Source organism: Streptomyces sp. RPA4-2, from assembly GCF_012273515.2.
GTDB lineage: Bacteria > Actinomycetota > Actinomycetes > Streptomycetales > Streptomycetaceae > Streptomyces > Streptomyces kaempferi.
This window is the reverse complement of sequence record NZ_CP050975.2, coordinates 9,028,963-9,049,215: the sequence shown is the minus strand read 5'-3', so window position 1 is coordinate 9,049,215 and position 20,253 is coordinate 9,028,963. Positions and strand designations below refer to the sequence as shown.

Genomic DNA, 20,253 nt, shown 5'->3' with positions numbered 1-20,253 from the left:
CGCTCAGCCGAGAAGGCTGATGCCGAGGGAGAAATTGGCGTGCTTGACGGAGTGGTTCATGAGGCCCAGCTCCAGCAGGCCGACGTTCTCCAGTGCCCGCGCCATGAACAGTTCCCCGATGTCCCAGGGGCGCAGCCCCAGGCTCTCGACGAACGCTGACACGCGTGCCTTCGCCTGCGCGTCGTCGCCCGCGATGAACACGTCCAGAGGGCGGTCCTCGGCCGGGCCGGCCGCCAGAACGTGGGAGAACACAGTGTTGAACGCCTTGACGACATGCGCGTCGTCGGGAGCCGCCTTGGCGATCTCCTGTGCGCCGGAACTGTCGTCGGGGACGACGAAGCCCTGCAGGTCGGGGGCTACGGGGTTGGTGAGGTCGACGATGATCTTGCCGCGCAGCGCGTCCCCGTACTCCCTCACCACCGCCGCCGCGCCGGCGTACGGCGCGGCGAGGATCACGATGTCCCCGCTCGGGGCGGCCCCGACCGTCCCGAGCGTGGCGCCGTCGAGCGTGGCGGCCAATTCCTTGGCCTTGGCCTGATCGCGGCCGATGATCTCGACGGCGTTACCGCCGGCGAGCGCCCGGCCGGCCAAAGCACGGGCCATGTTTCCCAGTCCGATAATGCTGATGCTGCTCATCGGTGTTCCTGCTTTCCGGGCTTCGGCCCTGCCGTCAAATTCCCGTGTCGAATTCTTGCGCCGAATTCACTTCGACGCCCTTAAGCGCCTGCTTTTCATGCTGCCATCGGTTCTGAGTGGCGTCCAAGACCTATTGAAGTCGCGGTGATACCCTGGAGGTATCACCGGGTTGGAGGTTCTATGGATCTGGATCTGGATCTGCGCAAATTGCGTTACTTCGCCGCCGTGGCCGACCAGTTGCACTTCGGCCGCGCCGCCGATCAGCTGCATATCGCGCAGCCGGTGCTCAGCCGGCAGATCCGCGCGCTCGAGCAGGATCTCGGCGCCTCGCTGTTCACCAGGGATCGCCACGGCGTAGAGCTGACAGATGCGGGCCGACAACTACTGGCCGACGCCGGTCCGCTGCTCGCCTCAACCCACGCGGTCCGCCGCCGGGTGTCCGCGGCCGCCAGCGGCAAGCGGCGGCTGATGGTCGGTTTCCGGGCCGGCATTGCAGTCACCCCGGCGGCCCGTGCGTTCGAGGCCCGGCACCCGGACGTGGTCGTGGACGTGCAGCGGATCGAAGGGGACAACCAGGCTGCGATGCTGCTCGACGGCCGCATCGACGTCGGCTATGTGCGGCTGCCCATCGACGAGGCCGGCCTGCGCGTCACCCCGCTGTACACCGAGCCACGGATAGCGGTGCTGCCCGCCGGACACCGGCTTGCCGGCAAGGAGGAGGTCACCGAGACCGACCTGGCCGGCGAACCGCTGGTCTGGCACGGTGACCCGAGCACGCAGCCCACCAAGCGCCCGCTCCCCAATGCCGGGTACCCGGTACGCGGGGTGGACGAGACGCTCGAGCATGTCGCGGCCGGCCGGGGCATCTCCTTCCTGGCCCGTTCGGCGTCGGTGTTCTACTCGCATCCGGACGTCGTCTATGTGCCCATCCCGGATCTGGCACCCGACCAGGTGTGCCTCGCGGTGGCGGCATCGCACACCACGCCGGTAGTGGATGACTTCGTCACCGCGGCCCAGTCGACGGCCGAGATCACGGCAGAATGTGGGAACTACGAGATGTGGCAGCTTGGAGGCGATGCCGTCACAAGGCACGCTTGAGCAGTTCGACGGCCCCCCGTTCATCATGCGGTCAACTTGACCTGGCCTTGAAGGGCCGGGCTTGGAGGTAGTGCCCAGCTGGCTGCTGGGGTGGACTCCTCCGTCCAGACACCCTGATGGGGTGGCAGGGACGCGTGACTCACGCCCCGCGTTCCACACGCTTTCGCCACGGGTGGCGATGTTGTGGGAAGCATTCCGGTCGGCGTGGGCAACGACCCCGCACCCCCGGCAGATGAAAAGCCCCTGGTCGACCCGGTTTCGCTTGTCGATGTGGCCGCACTCGGCGCACGTCTGCGACGTGTATGCGGGATCAACGAAGACCAGGGGCACCCCGGCCCGCTTGGCCTTGTAGACGATGAAATCTCCGAGCTGGGCGAATGCCCAGGAGTGGAGTGCGACCCGTTGGGGCTTGCGGAGCCGTACCCGGTTGCGGATGCCCTTGAGTTCTTCGAGTCACACGCCGCGTCCGGTGCGTTCTGAAGTTCCCCCCGCGAACTGGACAGCGGGTGTTTACGCTGCCGGGACGAGGTTCTGCCTGAGCAAGGATCTCGTTTCGAGCGGGGTGACGTACCCGTAGTCGGGGTGCCGACGGAGCCGGCTGCGGTTGTACTCGACCTCGACGTAGCGGAAAACGTCGGCCCGGGCGGCCTCGCGGGTCTCCCACATGGTCGTCCCGATCTCCGCTTTCAGGATGGCGAACCAGCTTTCCGCGGCGGCATTATCGTAACAAGAGCCGACACGCCCCATCGACTGCCTCATGCGCAACTTGCGTATTTCGCTGCGGAATTCGTCACTCGTGTACTCGCTGCCGCGATCCGTATGCATGACGCAACCCTGCTCCAGGCCGCCACGCCCGGCCGCCATCCGCAAGGCGGCGACCGGCAGTTCGGCGCGATGATGGTCGGCCATCGCCCAGCCGACCACCTCCCGCGTCGCGAGATCGATACAGGTCGCCAGATACAACTTCCCTTCCAGCGTACTGAGTTCAGTCATGTCGCCGACGAGCCGCATCCCGGGCCGGGGCGCCGTGAAATCCCGGCCGATCAGGTCGAGCGCGAACACCGCCCGCTTCGCCTGCCGGGTCAGGCCCCGCCGCCGGCGGCGGGTGATCCCGACGATCCGATGCTTGCGCATCAGCCGCTCGACCTTCTTGGAGTTCACCACCCGCCCGGCCCGCCGCAGGGCGGCGTGGACCCGCGGGGCCCCGTAGGCACCGCGAGATCCGGCGTGAAGCACCCGGATCTCGCCCACCAGCACCTCCTCGGCCCGCTCCCGCACCGTCCGGGCCCGCCGTGACGCCCTGTGCGCGTAGTAGGTGGAACGGGGCACTCCCAGCACACGGCACAGAAAAGCAACGCTGTGACCTGCAGGATTACCCTCCGATGCCTTCTCCGCATCGATGAAACGACACCGTGCCACGGTGTCTACCTCATCTTGTCCCGAGCGAAGAAGGCGGTCGCTTTTCCCAGAACCTCGATCGTGGCCTCCTGCTCGCGAACCTTCCGCCGCAGCCGGACCAGCTCCTCACGCTCCGCAGTGGTCAAAGCCCCGGCAGGCCCCTCACCGCGGTCGACCTTCGCCTGCTTCACCCACCCCCGCAGCCCTTCCGGACTCACACCCAGATCCCTCGCGACCTCGGTGACCGTCTTCTCCGAGGACAACGCCAAGGCGACCGCGTCCCGCTTGAACTCGGCCGTGTACCGCTTACTCATGTTGCTCTTGCCGCTCACTACCTGTGACTGCTTCCTCCGGGACCATCCGTCCCAGTATCAAGCTGTCCGACCGGCAGGGGGAACCTCATTCAGCCTCGGTCACGATCGTCTTGGAGATGATGTGATTCTGGTTGGCGGCGTGCCGCGCCTCTGTGCGGGCACGGGCCTTGAGCCGCCGCTTGGCGCTCTTGGTGCGCTTCTTCTGGAGCTTGGCCCGCAGGGCAAGCTGTCGCTTGCGGTACCGGTTGAGTCCCCGCCCGGCGGCGAGGTAGCCGGTGGAGGCGGTGGCGATGTTCCCGATGCCGAGGTCCACGCCGATGAAGCCGTCCGGCTCGTACTGCTGCGCCTCGGGCACGTCACAGGTGGCGACGAGGTAGAACACGCCGTCGCGCTCGACCAGGTCGGATTCGCCCTGCCGGTGCGCCTGGAGCACCTTGAGCGTGTCCGGGGAGCACACGAATGAGACGTTCTTGACCCGGCCGTCCACGGTCCAGATGGACACGGTCCGCTGACCGTACTGCCGGCTCAAACACCGGTCGTCATACGGCTGCGCGGCCTGGGGCCGGAACGCGATCGGCTTGGACTCGGCCTTGCGGCGACGCCTGGAGCCTTCCTTGCCGAGGTTCCCGGCACGGATGCTGGCCTTGAGCGTGGTGTACGAGTCGCGCACCTTCTTGGTGACGTGCTGCGCGGCCTGCGCTCCCAGCCCACGGGCTTTGAGTTCGGCGTAGGTGTGCTTGCGCAGCTCGTACTCACGCGGCACGCCGTGCTCGAACGCCACCTCCGACACCCAGTTCGCGGCGTCATTGACCGTGCTCAGGGTGCGCTCAAGCGCGGATGCCTGCACGGCATCCGGCATGAGTTTGACCTGCGTCACGATCTTCATGGACGTAACCGCAACATTGATCCATGTCACCACGCTGAGAGCCAAACCCCGATATCCGCAGGGGTCGTAGCGTCGTCCACACCCTCCATGCGCATTTGGTCTTCACCCCCAAATATCGGCGCGGACCATTCACCGACGAGATCCTTCGGCGCTGCGAAGAGGTCATGCGCGACGTGTGCACCGACTTCGGCGCGGAGCTGCGGGAGTTCAACGGCGAACCCGATCACGTCCACCTGCTCGTGCACTACCCGCCCAAGGTCGCCATCTCCCGGCTCGTAGGCTCCCTCAAGGGTGTCTCCGCCCGTCGCCTGCGGCAGGAGTTCCCCGGCCACATCCGCAAGTATCTGTGGGGTGAGCACTTCTGGTCGCCGTCCTACTTCGCCGCCTCGTGCGGGGACGCCCCGCTCGCCGCCATCAAGGAATACATCGAAAACCAGAAAAATCCCGCCTGAGGCCAATACCGCAGACCCGTGCACCCGCGCCGGTCACAGCAGCGTTAAGAAGCACTTCCTCCCGCGCGTGAACGCCCAGGGTTCCGCGCCAGATCATGCTGAAGAGTGAAATGGCCTGACGGAGTCGTGCTGTTGTGGCTGACCTCTGAGCCGGTTCTGTTCTTCGGCCGGCAGTTGTCTGAGGGGACCCCGAAGCACCTGAGACCGACTGGAAGTACGTGCTGCGGACGCGGCTCAAGTCGGCTGATCACGCTGCCGTCGGAGCAGAGCCGTTCACCGACGGTCTGCCGTTCGTAGCGTCGGGAGTCAACGCCGTCCTGCCCCGCGAGGAGAGCGCCGCGGTGGAGTGGATGAGGGGGCGGCAAGTCTCCGGGGTATCGCCGAGGTGAGCCCAAAAGGGGCCATGGAATGATCTTGAAGCTGTGAAGGCCCGGCCTAACTCGGCGAACAGGCTTGATGCCTTCAAAACCAAGGGGCTTCCGGCCTGGGAAACGCCGGAGGCCTTCGCTGCTCCCCTGGTCACCCGCGCCTTCGGATCGTAGGGCTACGGACGTCGTCCCAGTGCGGTAGGCCCCGGACTCCTAGGTCGGGACACTGTTCACCGGCTGGGGCGGCGAACTAGCGACCTGCCGCAAGTTCGCCCCAACCGCCAGGAACTACACCGCCTCGAAGCTGTTGTCCCAGGTCGGCCTGCGGGTGAGCGAGGCATGCGGGCTCGACCTGGACGACATCAAATGGGACCTGGGCCGCTTCGGCAAACTCCACGTTCGCCACGGCAAGGGCGCCGGCGGCTCGGGTCCGCGCGAGCGGATGGTGCCGCTGATCAACGGCGCCGACCGGACCCTTCGGTGGTTCATCGAGGACGTCTGGGGCCAGTTCGACGACGACCACACCCGCCCCGGCGCCCCGCTGTTTCCCTCCGAGCGCAAGAACACCGGCGGTTCCTCGCGCCGGGTCGGCGACGACTCACTGCGCGACGGCCTCAAGAACGCGACCAAAGCGCATCTGCCGGGGTGGGGGGAGAAGCTGACCCCGCACGTCCTTCGGCACTTCTGCGCGTCCCAACTCTACCGAAATGGCTTGGACTTGCTCGCGATCCAGGAGGTCTTGGGACACTCCTGGATCGCCACGACGATGCGCTATATCCACGTGCAGCAGACCCGGGTCGAGGATGCCTGGGTCGCCAGAATGGAACGGGCCGCGAAGCGGCTGGAAGGACTGGTCCGATGAGGTGGAACCTGCGGCTGACCGCCGCGAACAAGGGCATCTGGAAGGCGTCCGAGCTCCAGCGAAACCTCGCGGAGCGCGGCCTGGTGATCTCGGCCGGGAAGATGTCCGGGCTTTGGTCCGGCCAGCTCGTCTCTCTCAAGCTGGAGGACCTGGACGTCATCTGCGTGGTCCTCGGCTGCGAGATCGGCGACCTGCTGATTCCCGAGCCAGAGAAGGTCAGCAGCCCGGGGCAAGAGGAGAGAGAACGAGCAGCGGTCGGTGCAGGGACTGTCGCGCCGAAGGTGATCCCTAAGCGGCGCGACGGTCGATCGCTGCCGCCGGAGTGAATAGGTGACCCCGTTGCGCAAGTCCGCCCACTCCTGCGAGAGCTGCCTGGCCTGGGGAAATTGCCGTGGTCAGTTCTGCCCCGCCTGCTACTTTTTCAGCCGGAATCATGAGGCAGGCGTATGTGCCGGCTGTCATCGGAACCAACCACTCAAGCGCGACTACTGCCGTTTGTGCTCCTGCCAAGCCCGCCTCAACGTGAAGACCACCACGGGCAAGGCCACCGTCAGCGGCGAGGTGATGACTCCATGGCTCCAAGCGGTCCAGCACCATCAGCTCTTCCTCGCGGGCCTGCACTACCGGAGGGGCTCCGCGCTGAGTCCCGCGCGTCACGGCGGCCGAGTGGGAGCCCCTCGAAAGCCGCCGCCGTCTCCCGCTTGGCGCCCGAGTCCCCGATCGACTCAGCTACCGCTCTTCGCGCAGGTCAGCCGGAACTACCAACGATTCGACCCGAAGACCGTTGACTTGTCCAACCCGTGGCTGGCTTGGGCGAAATACCTCGCCTACCGACTCGCCGAAGCCCGGGGTTGGGGAGGCACTATCCGCTTCGCCGTCAACCGCGGCCTGGCCGTTGTCCTCACCGGCTACGTCGAGGGCGACCTCATCCGGCACAGCGAGGTGTTCACCCCGCTCCGGGCGCTCGATCTGCCGGTCGGCCACACCACCACGGTCCTGGAGGAGATGGGGATCTTCGAGGACGACAGCGAACCGTCCTTCGAACGCTGGCTCGCCGCGAGGCTGGAGGGCCTCGCGCCCGGCATCCGCGCAGAGGTCGAAAGGTGGACCCGGACCCTGCACGATGGCGGCCCTCGCAGCCTCCCACGGCAACCAGGCACGGTCTGGCTCTACCTCAACCGGGTCCGCCCGGCACTGCTGGAGTGGTCAGACCGATGCGACCACCTGCGGGAAGTGACCCGCGACGAGGTCCTCGCTTATCTCAAGACCTTGCACGGCCGTCACCGTCATGAACAGCTTGTCGCCCTCCGTTCGCTGTTTACGTGGGCCAAGCGGGCCAGCCTCATCTTCCGCAATCCCACCAGCCGGATCAAAGTCGGGCAGTACCAGTACGCCGTGCTCCAACCGCTCATCCCCGAACAGGTCAACCGATCGGTCGCGGCGGCCACTACGCCGGCAGCACGCCTCGTCCTCGCCCTCGCCCTCGTGGCGGTCCATGCCGCCCGGGTCGCGCAGATCGGCACCCTCAAGCTCGACGACGTCGACATCGGGAACCGGCGGATGACCATCGCCGGACGCGTCCGCCCGCTCGACGATCTCACTCTGAAACTGCTGCTGGACTGGCTGGAACACCGAAGGAAACGGTGGCCTAACACCGCGAACCTCCACCTGCTGATCAACAACCAGACCGCCACCAAGACCAGCCGCGCCAGCAACCACTGGATCAGCGCGCCGATGCGCGGGCAGACCGCGACCCTGGAGAGGCTCCGCGTCGACCGGCGCCTCGAAGAGGCCATAATCCAAGGCCCTGATCCGCTTCACCTCGCCGAGGTCTTCGGGCTCGATGAGAAGACCGCGATGCGTTACGCAGACTCCGCGCGGGCCCTGCTGGAACAAGCTGCCGAGCTGCAGCACCGGTGAAACCTGTTCGACCAGGACCCGAGAGTGAAGGGATCATAGGCGGATGCCGTCGCCCGAAGCAGCAGCCAGCGAACTGCAGGACCGCGCCACTCTCTGGAGCGTGGGCGAGATTCCCGCAAGCGATGTTGTCAGCGCGGCCTGTGATGCGCTCGTCGCCGGCCTAGACAGCCCCGGACTTACGATCGCAGGCGCGGTTGGCGGCCCTGGGGTTGAGGGCCGGATGGACCCGCTACGAAGCATGCCGGGGCGACCCCTTCCGTTGGCAGGGTCATGCCCAAAATTGGCGTGGTGCCACCCTCCCCGCGGCCGGATCCGCGTGGCCGCCTCGGAGAGGTTGTGCGGCGCGCCCGCGCTGCGGCAGCATGACGCCGTATGAGCAGAGACCGGTACGTCGACTTCTTGCGTGCGTGGGCGATCGTCCTGGTCGTACTCGGCCACTGGCTGATCACCGCTCTGGTGCGGGGGCCCGGTGGGGAGATCACCGCGCCGGAACTGCTGGCGACCATCCACTGGACCCAGTGGCTGACCCTGGGATTCCAGATCATGCCGCTGTTCTTCCTGGCCGGGGGCCACGCCGCGGGCGGCTCCTGGTCGCGGGTCCGCGCTTCAGGCGGTACGGCCGGCGGGTGGGTGAGACGGCGGGCTCTGCGGCTGCTTCTTCCGGCGGCCGTGTACAGCGCGCTGGTGCTGCTGGCCGTCGGGATCTGCTCGGCTGTCGGCGTGGACCCGGACACCCTCGCGCTGGTGGGCTGGGCGATGGGGATGCAGTTCTGGTTCCTTCCGGTGTATCTGCTCCTGAGCGCCCTGACTCCGGCGCTGCACGCGGCGCACCGACGCTGGGGAGCCCTCGTCCCGCTGGCGATGGGCGCTGTGGCGCTGGCAGCCGACACCCTGGTGGAGACAGCGCGGACGCCGTACGTCGGACTGCTCAACTATGTGCTCGTGTGGGGTGTGGCCTATCAGTTGGGCTTCTGCTGGCGCGACGGCCTGCTGACGGGGCGTCGGCCGGTGCCGGCCGTGATGGCGGCGGCAGGCGGACTCGCCTTCGCCGCGCTGATCACCGTCGGGCCTTTCCCGGTCAGCCTGATCCTGGTGACCGGGCAGAGCCCCGGCAACACCGATCCGCCGTCGGCGGCCATGCTGGCGTGGGTGGTGGCCGAGATCGGCCTGTGCCTGCTGGCCGGGCCCGCGATGCGGCGGCTTCTGGACCGGGCGCGGGTATGGCGGCTGGTGCGCCCGGTGGGCGGCGCCAGTATGACGCTCTACCTCTGGCACATGCTGCCGGTGCTGGTCGTCGCCGCCGTGTTCTATCTGACCGGGCTCGCGCCCGAGCCCGCGTTCGGGTCCGCGGCATGGTGGGAACTACGGGCGCCGTGGCTGCTGGTGCTCGGCGTTGCCATGGCGGGGGTGCTGCTGGCGCTGCGGCCGCTGGAACACTGGCTGACGCTCCTTTACGAGCGGACACGGCCGGACGCCGGCCCGCGCCGGTCCTGGGCGCTCTGGTTCGGCCTGGCGGTGAGCGTCGCCGCTTTGAGCCGCTTCGCCGTGCACGGCTTCGCGTACGACGGCCGGTTCCCGCTGCTCCCCGCGCTGGGCCTGGCGCTGGGCACGACGCTGGTGACGGTCCCCGGACCGAAGGCGGCGTACCCGAGCCCCGATAAGCCTGTGGATGACACCACCCTCGGTGCCCCGGCCGGCCGGCCGACCTGAACCGGTGCCCCCGGCCGTGCGGAGGGCCGCGCCGGGGCAGGTTCCCGGTCATCGACGGCCGCGTACGTTCCTCGTGTGCCCGGCGCCGGCGGGTCAGTTGACGCGGGCGAGGCGCAGCAGCGCCGTGGTGGCCGCTGCGGCCAGCACCACCAGCAGGAAGGGTGCCTTGCGCGCCGCCAGCAGCCCGCCGACCACCACTCCGGCCGGCCGGGCGATCCCCGCCGCGCCGTGCCCCGTTGTCAGCGACGCGGTCGCCACCAGCGCGGCCAGCAGCACGATGGCCGCGGTCTTGAGCAAGTCCTCGGCGCGCGGCGGCAAGGCGACTCTGGCCCACAGCAACGGCCCGACCAGGCGGAACGCGAAGGTACCGGCGGCCAGTGCCAGCAGCGCGGCCAGCATGGCGAAGGGGTACGGCATCAGATGGCCTCCGCGGTGATCGGGTTGAGCGCCATCCCGGCGAGCGCCAGCAGCTCCGGCAGCCCGGCCGGCAGGAAGGGGGTGGTGGCCAGCGCGATCGCCGCCCCGGTCAGCGTCGCCCGCCGCACACCCCGCTCCCGCAGGGCCGGCAGGATCACCGCGGGGAACACGGCGTCCAGCCCCAGCGCGTCGGTGTCGTGAATGAGGTTGCCGCCAGCGCGCCGACGAGCGCGCCGCTCGGCCAGCAGACCAGTACTCCGACCCCGCAGGCCCAGTACGCGGCGCGCTGCCGGGGCAGGTCGGGTTGGGCGAGCGCGAGCACCACGCACGCCCCCAGGCCAGCCGCCGACCTCAATCGCTCCCCACGTCGTTAGGGTGCTGGCAGCCTGCACACGCGCAGAGGCGGACTACGATGTGCACGACTTGCTCCCCGAAGCGCTCGATGAGCTCGGCCTCATTCTCTATCCGATTGCCAGTGAGGCCGGCCGAGAAGCCGCCGCGCGAGAGCTCGCACGACGCATGATGGCCGGTGAGCTGAAACCTTGGGAGCTCACTTTCCGGATCAACCAGCGCTACGGGCACGAGCTGCCCCTGACAGCACGGCTCGCCGAACTCGATGACGAGTACGCCTTCCTCGAATACGGCGGCGACGAAGAAGTAGCTCAGATCGATGCCGAGGTCACGACCGAAGCACACCCCCGCGTTCCCGCCGAACCCACGGGCGACCCCACCTGATGCACACGGACCGACCCCCGAGTTCCCACTGAACAGGCTTCAGTTTCTCTGAACTCACGGGGCTCTGTGCGACATCCCGTGAGTTCCCGTGACTCCTGCTGGGGCCCAGAGTCCCTGGCCTGGGGTTTCTCCCTCGTTGGCGTGCTCGGCCAACCTGTGACGTAGCTTCGGAATTCCTGAAGTGTCCTCGTTTTGTCCGACCATTCTGCGGCCTGGTCGAAGTCGAGGAGACTCATGCTGACGGCGCTGGCGGTGGTGAAGGACCTCAGCAAGATTCTGGAGAACTCACAGGACGTCGCGCTGGGCGGCGAAACCGGTCCGCCGGGCCGGCCACTCGGGCTGCCAACCCCGGCTTCGAGCAAGCGCGTTGAGAGCGCCGCGCTCCCACTCCTGCCGGCCCGCCACCGGGCCGGGTGCTTCCTCCGGCCACCACGGGACGTGACCGATCGCGTTGTTTCGACGGCCTCCGGATACGCCTGGGGCTTCCCGTGGCCGGCCAGTGCCAGCAGATGCTCATCGCTGTCCGTACGGTCGGCGGCCCACTCCAGCTCCTCGCGAGTCGGTGAGAAGAACAGATGCAGCTCATGCGCGGTGATCAGCCGCTTGAACTGCGGATAAGCGGTCCGTTCGATCGAGGTCACAACCCACCCCAGGCCCCAGACCACAGTCAACATCACCACCAACGACACTGAGCCGACGGGTGACGGGCCGGGCCCTCACAGCTTCAAGATCATCCCATGGCCCCTTTTGGGTTCACCTCGGCGATACCCCTCTCCGGCTCGTTTTTCTGAAGATGTGGGTGGCTCGCCAGCGTCGCTGGCGGGCCACCCACATCTTCAGAACCCGCCAGTTGCGTACGAGTTTTTCACGCGCCACCGCGTACGGACGCGTGTGATCAGCCGTCTGTTCGAACCGGCGGCGTGTCAGCGCCCTGGGCCGGGATGACGTCCTCGAACTCCTGAAACCTCCGGGGGTCGCCGGTCTCCCCAGCGGCTTCTGCTGCGGCCTTCAGAAAGCGGGCGGCCAGTTCCGTAAACGCCCGCAGGTCCGGGCCAGGTGCCGGGCGGCTGGTGTCGCGTACCAGCCGGCGCAGCCACGCGACCGGCAGCGCGTCCAGCCCGGCCGCGGAGTGCCAAGTCAACTCGACACTTCCTCCCGCCGCCGGTCATCGCCGGCTGGGGCCGGGATGGCGTTGTCGATGAGGACGGCCGCGATGGCGGCGGCGGCGGGGAAGGCGTCGGCGTTGAGGACCCGGGTGCGTGCCGCTGCGCCGTCGATGAGCAGCGCAAGTTGCTCGCCGAGCTGTTCAGGGTCGGCGGCGCCGGCTTCGCGGGCGGTGTCGGCGAGCCGCGCGGCGACGGCTTTCTTGTAGTCGCGTGCGTACTGGGACGCGGGGTGCTCGGGGTCGTGGAGTTCGACGGCGGCGGCGATGTAGGGGCACATGGGCGTGGTGGCAGGGATGTCGAAGGCGGCGAGGAGCCGTTCGCGCGGCGTGAGATCGGTGCGGTCGAACACGCCGGACAGAACGGAGGGGTCGAACCGGCGCAGGTACTCGGCGACGAGTTCGTCCTTGCCGGTGAAGTGCTGGTAGGCCGTGCGCTTGGACACCGTGGCCGCCGCACAGAGCTGGTCCATGCCGGTGCGGTTGATGCCCTGCTCGCGGAACAGCTGCTGGGACGCGCTGATGATGCGCTCGCGGGCGCCCCGGCCGCGGCGGCGGCCCGTGGGGCCCTTCTCCAACTCCGTCATGGCTCCATCGTACCGCCGCTGGGTAACGACTGGTGTACATAGTTGCGTCCCGGCCGCCCACCCCATACCGTAAGCACACAGGGCGGTGTACATAACACCGTCATCCCAGGTGCACACGGCACCACCGACTCAAGGGAGTGACGATGGGGAAGCTCGACGGCAAGGTGGCAGTTATCACCGGCGGCACCAGCGGCATGGCGCTGGCCGGGGCGAAGCTGTTCGTCGACGAGGGAGCGCACGTCTTCATCACCGGCCGCCGCCAGGAGGCCCTGGACGAGGCCGTGCAGCAGATAGGCCGCAACGTCACCGGTGTTCAGGGCGACGCCTCCGACCTGGACGACCTGGACCGCCTGTACGACACCGTCAAGCGGGAGAAGGGCAGCCTCGACGTGCTGTGGGCCAGCGCCGGAGGGGGCGAGCCCGCCCCGCTCGGCGAGATCACCGAGACCCAGTTCGACACCTGGTTCGGGCTCAACGCCCGCGGCACCCTGTTCACCGTCCAGAAGGCCCTTCCGCTCTTCAACGACGGCGGCTCCATCCTCATGACCGGCTCCAACGCCTCCCTCGGCGCCTTCCCCGGCTGGAGCGTCTACGCCGGCAGCAAGGCCGTCCAGCAGGCCTGGGCCCGAATCTGGCTCAACGAACTCAAGGACCGCCGTATCCGCGTCAACGTCCTGACCCCCGGCCAGGTCGCCACCGCCAAGCAGGCAGAACTCTTCGACGAGGCCACCAAGCGCCAGTTCGAGTCCCTCATCCCCCGCGGCCAGATGGGCCGCCCCGACGAGATCGCCACCGCCGCCCTCTTCCTCGCCTCCGACGACTCCAGCTACGTCAACGGCATGGAACTCGTCGCCGACGGCGGCACCACCGCCATCTGAACCGAACAACCCACGACGAGGACAGGACTTCTCATGAGCAGCATCAGCATCATCGGCACCGGGAACATGGCCCGCACCATCGGCGCGCGGGCGGTAGCGGGCGGCAACACCGTCGAGGTCATGGGCCGCGATCAGTCCAAGGCCGCGGACCTGGCCACGGCTCTCGGCGGCGGCACCACGACGGGAGTATGGGGCACCGCCCCGGCCGGGGACATCGTCATAGTGGCCCTGCTGTACGACGGTGTCGTGCCGGTAGTCGCCCAGTACGGCGACGCTCTCGCGGGCAAGGTCATCGTCGACATCAGCAATCCCTTCAACTCCACGTTCGACGGGCTGGCCCACCACGGGGAGACCTCGATCGCGCAGGAAGTCGCCAAGGCCGCCCCGGCCAGCGCCGGCGTGGTGAAGGCGTTCAACACCATCTTCCGTCAGGTCCTGGAGAAGGGTCGGCCCGACGTCTTCCTCGCCGGCGACAATGCGCAGGCCAAGGCACGCGTGGAGGCGTTCATCGAGAGCCTCGGGCTGCGCCCGCTGGACGTCGGCGGCCTGAAAATGGCGCACTGGCTGGAAGGAGCGGGCGTGGTCACGGTGGGCCTCGCCAACCACGGAGTGGGGAACCTGGACTTCGCCCTCAGCATCAGCGAACTTCCCGTCTGAGCAAACGGTTGACGGATCACCGAAAGACTCCTGCTGTGCTGCGGATCGGCTGCTGGCGCGACCGGGGCGCCCCTACCGACGGCGTTCTCGCAGCGGGTGTGTGTGGCAACTTCAACTGGCCCCGCTCCGGCACTCAAGTTGGCTGGTGTCGCGTCGTGGACGGCCAATTCGTGCCGGAGTAGTGCCTCTGTCCCTTGCGCCACTGGAGTGTCCGCCACGGCGCAGCAGCCCTCAGCACGTCGACCGAGACAGCAGCCCAACGGCAGGTCCTCGAGGAACTGGCCACTCGTCTGGCGAACACTGACGGTCACAGCGAGACTGTTCATGGCGCTACCCCAACCCGAGGAACGGCCCACAAGGCCACGATGCCGTTTGGGGAGCCAAGGGTGAGCGTCTCTCGGCCACCGGCCCTGAATGGGTGTCGGTACTGAGCAGTTGGTCTGATGTCGGGTGGACAAGTGCAGCCAGTCCTGAGACTGTGCAGCGAAATTTCAGATCCCACAGCTGGTGTGGCTCGGGGCTGTCGTGGAGGTTCGTGACGCCCCGACCCGTGTGGAGCGGTGTGATCGGTTTCGGGCTGGTGACTTCTCTGAACCAACGACAACCAGCGGGACCCGCTTCCGCCAGGAAAGCGATAGCAGCGCGGCCGAACATGTGGCGCTTGAGCACCTTGACGCGATTGACGTGTCTTTCGACGAATCGGGGTTCCAGGGAAGGGTGAGGTCGGCGATCACCGATGGTGATATGGGGTGTTTTATCCCAACTTGTCACGGGTAGCCACACCTCATGGGTGACTACGACACTTCGATCAGCGTGGCGGTGGCTCCAGCCAGGCTGTTCAGCTACCTCGCCGATGTGCAGAACCTTCCCGCCTACATGCCCGGGATGACCTCCGCCAAGCCGCACGACGGAGACCGGGTCACGGTTACCGCCCACATCGAACCGGCCTCCGAGCCAGAGCAGGACGTCAAGAGCGAGGCCTGGATCCGTGTTGCGGAAGAGGGCAAGTCGCTGGAATGGGGTGCACCAGGTCCGCACGACTACCGTGGCCAGTTGCACGTCGCTGCCGGAGACGACGAGAACCACTCACAGTTGTCCGTGGAACTGCACACCGAGCGGGTTGAAGGCACTCAGGTCGACCGGCGACTTATGGAGGCGTTGCAAGGCATCAAGTCCGCTGTGGAGGCGGCCGAGGCAAACCGGTAGCCACCGTCACGTTCCCCGCGTGAGGCTGCCTTCTGCGTGGCGGTCCACGCGCCGGGTTGGTCGAGTGCTGGAAAGAAGGCCCATCGAGTCCCCTTGCGGCCGGCAACGAGCCACACCGAACAGCACATCAATGAGCTCCTCAACACCCCGTGCACAACGGGACGCGCGCCCCGTAACAGGTGAACGACTGCGCAGTGTTCTGCGCTGCGGCCGCAGGTGACGTCACGGGTCGAACGACGGGTGCAGCTGTGCCAGTTGCTTCAGGTGAGAGGGCGTGTACTGAGAGCAGGCAGGATCGCGGCATCGATGAATGGTGTGAGAAATGCCTGGGTGGGCGGCAGGTGGTCGATCAATGTCCGGGCCGCGAAGCAGCCGATCAACAGGTGTGGGATGTAGTCGATCGCGAGGTTGTCGGCCAGGATTTCGCCTCGGTCAACGGCCCGCTGTAGCGCCCGCCGCATTTCCTCGAGTTCCAGCACGAGTTGATACTCCCGGAAAGAGTGCAAGAGTTCGATATTTGCGTGCGCTGCTACCGCAAGACTCCGCATCAGCTGTGAGTTGCGCTCCATTTGAGAGTCGTCCTGGCGGAGGACGATAGCTTGGAGGTCGCCGCGCAGAGTACCAGTATTGATTTCGGCCATATCGTACGACTTCTGGTGCCGAAGGGCGTTGATGATCAGCTCGTTCTTGGTACCGCGTCGATAGAGGGTGGCTTTGCTGGAGTGGGTACGCTCAGCAATGGCGTCCATGGTCAGGGCGTGATAGCCGACCTCCCGGAGCAGATCAAGTACGGCTTCGTACAGCTCACTCTCACGCTCCGGCGTGATCTTACTATTCCTACTTGGCTTGTTTTCATGGTGGCTGTTTTTCCCCTCGAAGTTTGCGCGCAAGGTTAACCGGTTCCTCAAGTACTTCCACATGGCCGACGGTCGCGGAGCTGCTGCATTTCATTGAGCGACTCAAAACCTGCGGCCTGTTTGCGGGAGGAGGATGATGCTCTCCACCCCGCCCATGAGGTGCTGCCGAGTCGGCAAAGTCGTCGCGTCGCAGCCGTGCTGTTCAGGGGTTCATGTCGTTGTCACCATCCCTGCCCCGGAAGTCCCTCTGCTCTCTGTCGCCCCGAGCAGAGGGACCATCTTGATCATCTAGTAGCTTCAGGATTGCTGCGTCTGCTTTCTTTTTGTCTTCCTTCGTCAGTTCGAGGGTCGCATTGCTGTAGACGGTGTATCGGTCGGGGTCGACAATGTTGGCGGCTCTTAGGGTAAACGTCAGAAGGATGCGCCATCCTCTGCGGTGGCCGACTCGCGCCTCAAGGTGGACTTTGTAATCACGGGGCTCCGGTACAAATCCGGAGAACGGCGCCTCAAACTCGACAATGAGTTGTTGTGCTTCCCTTCCGGCCACGGCGAATCCGGCCGGCAATTTTGTCTCGTCCTCTGGTCCGGGTTGGAGACGGGAGGGCGACGACATCCACAGAAGCGGCAGATGAGAGGCCGGCTCCTCAGGGAAGCTCAACCTCAGATCCTGCACAACTATCGGCTTGGCACCAGTGTTATGGAGGACGAGTGGAAGCCTCAGGCGAGCCATGGAGCAGTGGACAACCGCAGCGAAGGAGCGAGGTTCCCAGGACTTGAGGTGACCTTGCCTAGCGTTGATCCACCAGAAGGATGCGACCGTAAAGAGCAGCGCGCAAACCGAGATAACCCCGGCACCTGGAATCGATGGGGACGCATCCTGCACTACAGCGGCCGTCAGCGGAACCACAAATTCAGTGTGCCAGCCACAGGGCACGGAGGCTAACAGAACCGGTGTCGCGGGGTGAGTGAGTGGCCTCCCAGCGACCAGCGGTGCGGCGGCAGCGTCGTTGCCGCACCGGGGGCCTCCTTCGGCACGGTTCATGACGTCGGCAGTGGCGACCCATCGCACAGCCCTGAACGACCACCGGTGGGATCACGGCACCGGCGTCAGCGAGCCCAGTGATAGTCGGCCCTGCAGCCTATTCGGGCGCCGCCGTCCCAGCCACTCGGTCATCAAGCGGCGGTCAGCATCCATCACGACCCTTTTGGAGAAATTGGGCTCCCGCTAATCGGAAGGGCGCCGATGCCTACGTTTTGGCGCCTCTCCCCTACCAAGCAGCGCGAGTGCTGTCAGGCGTAGGCGACGGCGACCTCGACAGGGACGCGGGGCAGCCGCGGAAACCACGGGTCGGCGCCGGGGTGACCGATGTTGACCACCAGATGCGAGCGCCAACTGCTACCGGCGAAGAACTCTCCGTCTACGCCGGCCTTGTCGAAGCCCGCCATGGGACCGGCTGCAAGCCCCGCCGCGCGTACCGCGAGCAGGAAGACGCCGGTTTGCAGCGCCGAGTTGTACGCCGCGATGCTCGCACGCGTGTCGATCTGGTCGGCGAACGCCGCTCGCAGTATGTCGCCACGGGCGGGGAAGACTGTCGGCATCTGCTCGTGGAAGTCGATGTCGTAGGCGAGGATCGCCACGGCCGGCGCACTGAGCGTTTTAGCCCTGTTGCCCTCATCGAGATGCCGGACGAGTCGTTCCTTTCCCTCGCGGGTGCGCACGAAGAGCACGCGCAGAGGCTGGCCGTTGGCGGCGCTCGGCGACCAGCGGGCGAGCTCCCAGATCAAGGCGAGTTCTTCGTCGCCCACAGCCGCGTCGGTGAAGGTGTTCGCGGTGCGGGCCTCGGTGAACAACACCTTTCGTCCGGCGTCGTCGAGGACGTCGAGGGCCTGCGGTTCGCGGTCGGTCATGCTCACGATTTCTCTCTTGCTTCGGTTGCAGGGATGGTGCTTGGCATGTGTGGATGGCGCGGTACCGGGGCGCTTTGATCGCCCCCGCACTACGCGGCGGGCAGGGCTTGGCGGAGCGCGGGCACAAGGGACCCCTGGTGCTGCCACGCGGGCGTGTGATGCCCGACCGGCGATGTACGGCTCATGGACGGTTCTTGCGCTCCGCGCCAAGGCAGGCGAAGTATGCGATCAGGTCGGGGTTGTCGACCGCGGCGGGATTCAGGACCTGTTCGGCGGGGGCACCCTGGAGCAGACGTTTGACGGGGACCTCGAGTTTCTTGCCTGTCTTCGTGTGCGGGATCGCCGATACAGCGATGATCTCGTCGGGGACGTGGCGGGGCGAGGCGTCGGCGCGGATCGCCTCGCGGATCCGCTCCCGCAGGGAATCGTCCAGGCGGGCCCCGGCGGCGAGGACCACGAAGAGCGGCATCCAGTAGCCGCCGTCGGGTTCCTCCGCGCCGATGACGAGGGCCTCGGTGATCTCGGGGAGGCGTTCGACGGCGTCGTGGATGTCGGCGCTGCCCAGGCGCACGCCGTTGCGGTTGAGGGTGGCGTCGGAGCGGCCGTGGACGATCACCGAGCCGTGCGAGGTGAGCGTGATCCAGTCGCCGTGCCGCCACACACTGGGGTAGGCGCCGAAGTAGGCGTCGCGGTAGCGGCTGCCGTCGGAATCGTTCCAGAAGTAGAGCGGCATGGAAGGCATGGGCCGGGTGACGACCAGTTCGCCGAGCTGGTCGAGGACGGGGGCGCCCGTCGTGTCATAGGCGGCCAGCGCCACGCCGAGGCTGGGGGCGGACAGTTCCCCCGCCCAGACGGGGGTCGTGGATGCGCTGCCGGCGAAGCCGGAGACGATGTCCGTGCCACCGCTGGTCGAGGCCAGTTGGACGTCGGCACCCACGTGGTCGCGGACCCAGGGGTAGGCGGATGCGGGCAGCGCGGAGCCGGTGCAGCCGACGACGCGGATGGCCGATAGGTCGTGCACGGAGGGTTCGATGCCTATCTTGGCCATGGTCAGCAGATACTGCGGACTGGTCCCGAAGACGGTGACTTTGTGGCGGGCCGCCAGCTCCCAAAGGACGTCCGGACGCGCCTGCGGCGCGGGGCTGCCGTCGTAAGTGCAGGTGGTGGCGCCGGTCAGCAGGGTGGAGACGACCAGGTTCCACATCATCCAGTGGGTGGTCGTGTACCACAGCAGGCGGTCCCCGGTGCCGAGATCGGTGTGCAGGCCGAGGGTCTTGAGGTGTTCGAGCAGGACTCCGCCGTGCCCGTGGACGATGCCCTTGGGCAGTCCGGTGGTGCCGGAGGAGAACACCACCCACAGAGGGTGGTCGAAGGACACGGGGGCGATGGTGAGGTCCTCGGCGCGGGTGGCCAGGTCCTCCCAGGGGAGCATCAGCCCCGAGCCGACCCTCTTGGGCCAGGCGAGGCCCACGTGGTCCACGAGCACCGTGGCCTTCAGCGTCGGCAGGGCGGCGGCGAGTTCGAGCGATGGGGCGCAGCGGTCGTGTGTGGTGCCGTTGAAGAGATAGCCGTCCGCGGCGATGAGCACTGTCGGTTCGAGCTGGGCGAAGCGATCCGCGGCGGCCTTGGGCGCATAGTCCTGCCCGCACACCGACCACACCGCGCCCAGGCTTGCGGTGGCGAGGAAGGCGACGATGGCGTGGGGGGTGTTGGGCAGATAGCCCACCACCCGGTCGCCCTGTCCGACGCCCAGGTCGCGCAGGCCGGCAGCGACGGAAGCGACCCGGGCGCGCAGCTCGCGGCCCGTGATCTCATAGCCGACTCCGGTCTCGTCCAGGGCGGTGATCGCGGGAGCGTCCGGCCGCAGGTTGCGCAGCGCGTGATGGGCGTAGTTGAGGGTGGTTCCGGGGAACCAGCGGGCGCCGGGCATGGTCTCCTCGGCCAGCACCCGCTCGTACGGAGTCGTCGCGTCGATGTCGAAGTAGTCCCACACCGCGGCCCAGAATCCTTCGAGGTCAGTGACGGACCAGTGGTGCAGGGCTCGGTAGTCCGTGGGGTCCTGGATCCCTTCGGCGTTTTGGTGCCGGGCCGCCCATCGGGCGAAGTCCGCGATGCGACTGCGGGCGGCCGACTTCGGGTCGGGGGTGAAGAAGGGTTCCTTGTACGGCGCGGGGTGCGGGGTGGTCATGGAGTGGTGCTCCT

21 protein-coding genes and 2 pseudogenes are annotated in these 20,253 nt (G+C 67.2%); 10 read left to right on the top strand and 13 right to left on the bottom strand.

Annotated elements, in window-relative coordinates; genetic code table 11:
* Nucleotides 1-3: 3 nt before the first annotated feature.
* A complete protein-coding gene (locus HEP85_RS39855) occupies nt 4-636 on the bottom strand; it encodes an NADPH-dependent F420 reductase (RefSeq protein ID WP_168532178.1) in 633 nt (210 codons plus the stop codon).
* 186 nt (nt 637-822) lie between these two features.
* Here HEP85_RS39855 and HEP85_RS39850 point away from each other — a divergent pair, with 186 nt between their 5' ends.
* On the top strand, nt 823-1,734 hold the full coding sequence (locus tag HEP85_RS39850; RefSeq protein WP_168534546.1) for a LysR family transcriptional regulator: 912 nt from the start codon (nt 823-825) through the stop codon (nt 1,732-1,734).
* 123 nt (nt 1,735-1,857) lie between these two features.
* Here the strand turns inward: HEP85_RS39850 and HEP85_RS39845 are convergent.
* The 4 genes and pseudogenes from HEP85_RS39845 to HEP85_RS39830 all read right to left on the bottom strand — a co-directional run.
* Nucleotides 1,858-2,214 (bottom strand): annotated as a pseudogene (locus HEP85_RS39845) (RNA-guided endonuclease TnpB family protein); the annotation flags it as partial.
* Between the two features lie 30 nt (nt 2,215-2,244).
* Complete coding sequence (locus HEP85_RS39840) at nt 2,245-3,153, bottom strand: IS3 family transposase (protein WP_168532177.1); 909 nt, start codon at nt 3,151-3,153, stop codon at nt 2,245-2,247.
* Nucleotides 3,154-3,158: 5 nt separating this feature from the next.
* Nucleotides 3,159-3,464, bottom strand: a complete 306-nt coding sequence (locus HEP85_RS39835) for a transposase (protein ID WP_168532067.1) — start codon at nt 3,462-3,464, stop codon at nt 3,159-3,161.
* Between the two features lie 70 nt (nt 3,465-3,534).
* A pseudogene (locus HEP85_RS39830) lies at nt 3,535-4,332 on the bottom strand (RNA-guided endonuclease TnpB family protein); the annotation flags it as partial.
* Between the two features lie 53 nt (nt 4,333-4,385).
* Here HEP85_RS39830 and tnpA point away from each other — a divergent pair.
* The 5 genes from tnpA (at nt 4,386) to HEP85_RS39805 (ending at nt 9,644) form a co-directional block, all read left to right on the top strand.
* Nucleotides 4,386-4,784 (top strand): IS200/IS605 family transposase, encoded by a 399-nt coding sequence (gene tnpA / locus HEP85_RS39825; protein WP_168534544.1) that lies wholly within the window; start codon nt 4,386-4,388, stop codon nt 4,782-4,784.
* A gap of 594 nt (nt 4,785-5,378) precedes the next feature.
* A complete protein-coding gene (locus tag HEP85_RS39820; protein WP_282189922.1) occupies nt 5,379-6,014 on the top strand; it encodes a site-specific integrase in 636 nt (211 codons plus the stop codon).
* Nucleotides 6,011-6,340 (top strand): helix-turn-helix transcriptional regulator, encoded by a 330-nt coding sequence (locus HEP85_RS39815; RefSeq protein WP_168532176.1) that lies wholly within the window; start codon nt 6,011-6,013, stop codon nt 6,338-6,340. The genes HEP85_RS39820 and HEP85_RS39815 overlap by 4 nt, the downstream gene beginning before the upstream one ends.
* Before the next feature lie 463 nt (nt 6,341-6,803).
* Nucleotides 6,804-7,934 carry a hypothetical protein gene (locus tag HEP85_RS39810; RefSeq protein WP_248002319.1) on the top strand — a complete coding sequence of 377 codons (1,131 nt, stop codon included), beginning with the start codon at nt 6,804-6,806 and terminating at the stop codon, nt 7,932-7,934.
* 372 nt (nt 7,935-8,306) lie between these two features.
* Nucleotides 8,307-9,644, top strand: coding sequence for an acyltransferase (locus HEP85_RS39805; RefSeq protein WP_369658046.1), 1,338 nt, complete (start codon nt 8,307-8,309; stop codon nt 9,642-9,644).
* Between the two features lie 93 nt (nt 9,645-9,737).
* Here the strand turns inward: HEP85_RS39805 and HEP85_RS39800 are convergent, their stop codons facing one another.
* Nucleotides 9,738-10,061, bottom strand: a complete 324-nt coding sequence (locus HEP85_RS39800) for an AzlD domain-containing protein (RefSeq protein ID WP_369658045.1) — start codon at nt 10,059-10,061, stop codon at nt 9,738-9,740.
* On the bottom strand, nt 10,061-10,231 hold the full coding sequence (locus tag HEP85_RS39795; RefSeq protein WP_211118157.1) for a hypothetical protein: 171 nt from the start codon (nt 10,229-10,231) through the stop codon (nt 10,061-10,063). The genes HEP85_RS39800 and HEP85_RS39795 overlap by 1 nt, the downstream gene beginning before the upstream one ends.
* Nucleotides 10,232-10,475: 244 nt before the next feature.
* Here HEP85_RS39795 and HEP85_RS39790 point away from each other — a divergent pair, with 244 nt between their 5' ends.
* Nucleotides 10,476-10,796, top strand: a complete 321-nt coding sequence (locus HEP85_RS39790) for a hypothetical protein (protein WP_369658044.1) — start codon at nt 10,476-10,478, stop codon at nt 10,794-10,796.
* An 895-nt stretch (nt 10,797-11,691) separates the two neighbouring features.
* Here the strand turns inward: HEP85_RS39790 and HEP85_RS39785 are convergent.
* Together HEP85_RS39785 and HEP85_RS39780 are read right to left on the bottom strand one after the other, a co-directional pair.
* On the bottom strand, nt 11,692-11,937 hold the full coding sequence (locus HEP85_RS39785) for a hypothetical protein (protein WP_168532172.1): 246 nt from the start codon (nt 11,935-11,937) through the stop codon (nt 11,692-11,694).
* Nucleotides 11,934-12,545 carry a TetR/AcrR family transcriptional regulator gene (locus tag HEP85_RS39780; RefSeq protein ID WP_168532171.1) on the bottom strand — a complete coding sequence of 204 codons (612 nt, stop codon included), beginning with the start codon at nt 12,543-12,545 and terminating at the stop codon, nt 11,934-11,936. The genes HEP85_RS39785 and HEP85_RS39780 overlap by 4 nt, the downstream gene beginning before the upstream one ends.
* 143 nt (nt 12,546-12,688) lie before the next feature.
* Between HEP85_RS39780 and HEP85_RS39775 the strand changes: the two genes are divergently transcribed.
* From HEP85_RS39775 to HEP85_RS39765, 3 genes are all read left to right on the top strand, one after another.
* Nucleotides 12,689-13,423, top strand: coding sequence for an SDR family NAD(P)-dependent oxidoreductase (locus HEP85_RS39775; protein WP_168532170.1), 735 nt, complete (start codon nt 12,689-12,691; stop codon nt 13,421-13,423).
* Nucleotides 13,424-13,456: 33 nt separating this feature from the next.
* Nucleotides 13,457-14,080, top strand: a complete 624-nt coding sequence (locus tag HEP85_RS39770; RefSeq protein WP_168532169.1) for an NADPH-dependent F420 reductase — start codon at nt 13,457-13,459, stop codon at nt 14,078-14,080.
* Nucleotides 14,081-14,866: 786 nt separating this feature from the next.
* A complete protein-coding gene (locus tag HEP85_RS39765) occupies nt 14,867-15,286 on the top strand; it encodes an SRPBCC family protein (RefSeq protein ID WP_168532168.1) in 420 nt (139 codons plus the stop codon).
* 260 nt (nt 15,287-15,546) lie between these two features.
* Here the strand turns inward: HEP85_RS39765 and HEP85_RS39760 are convergent, their stop codons facing one another.
* From HEP85_RS39760 to HEP85_RS39745, 4 genes are all read right to left on the bottom strand, one after another.
* Entirely contained in the window at nt 15,547-16,176 is a 630-nt protein-coding gene (locus HEP85_RS39760) for a TetR/AcrR family transcriptional regulator (protein WP_248002318.1), read from the bottom strand.
* 169 nt (nt 16,177-16,345) lie between these two features.
* Nucleotides 16,346-17,050, bottom strand: coding sequence for a hypothetical protein (locus tag HEP85_RS39755; protein ID WP_168532166.1), 705 nt, complete (start codon nt 17,048-17,050; stop codon nt 16,346-16,348).
* Between the two features lie 383 nt (nt 17,051-17,433).
* A complete protein-coding gene (locus HEP85_RS39750) occupies nt 17,434-18,051 on the bottom strand; it encodes a malonic semialdehyde reductase (RefSeq protein ID WP_168534540.1) in 618 nt (205 codons plus the stop codon).
* 181 nt (nt 18,052-18,232) lie between these two features.
* Nucleotides 18,233-20,239 (bottom strand): acetoacetate--CoA ligase, encoded by a 2,007-nt coding sequence (locus HEP85_RS39745; protein WP_168532165.1) that lies wholly within the window; start codon nt 20,237-20,239, stop codon nt 18,233-18,235.
* Nucleotides 20,240-20,253 lie beyond the last annotated feature (14 nt).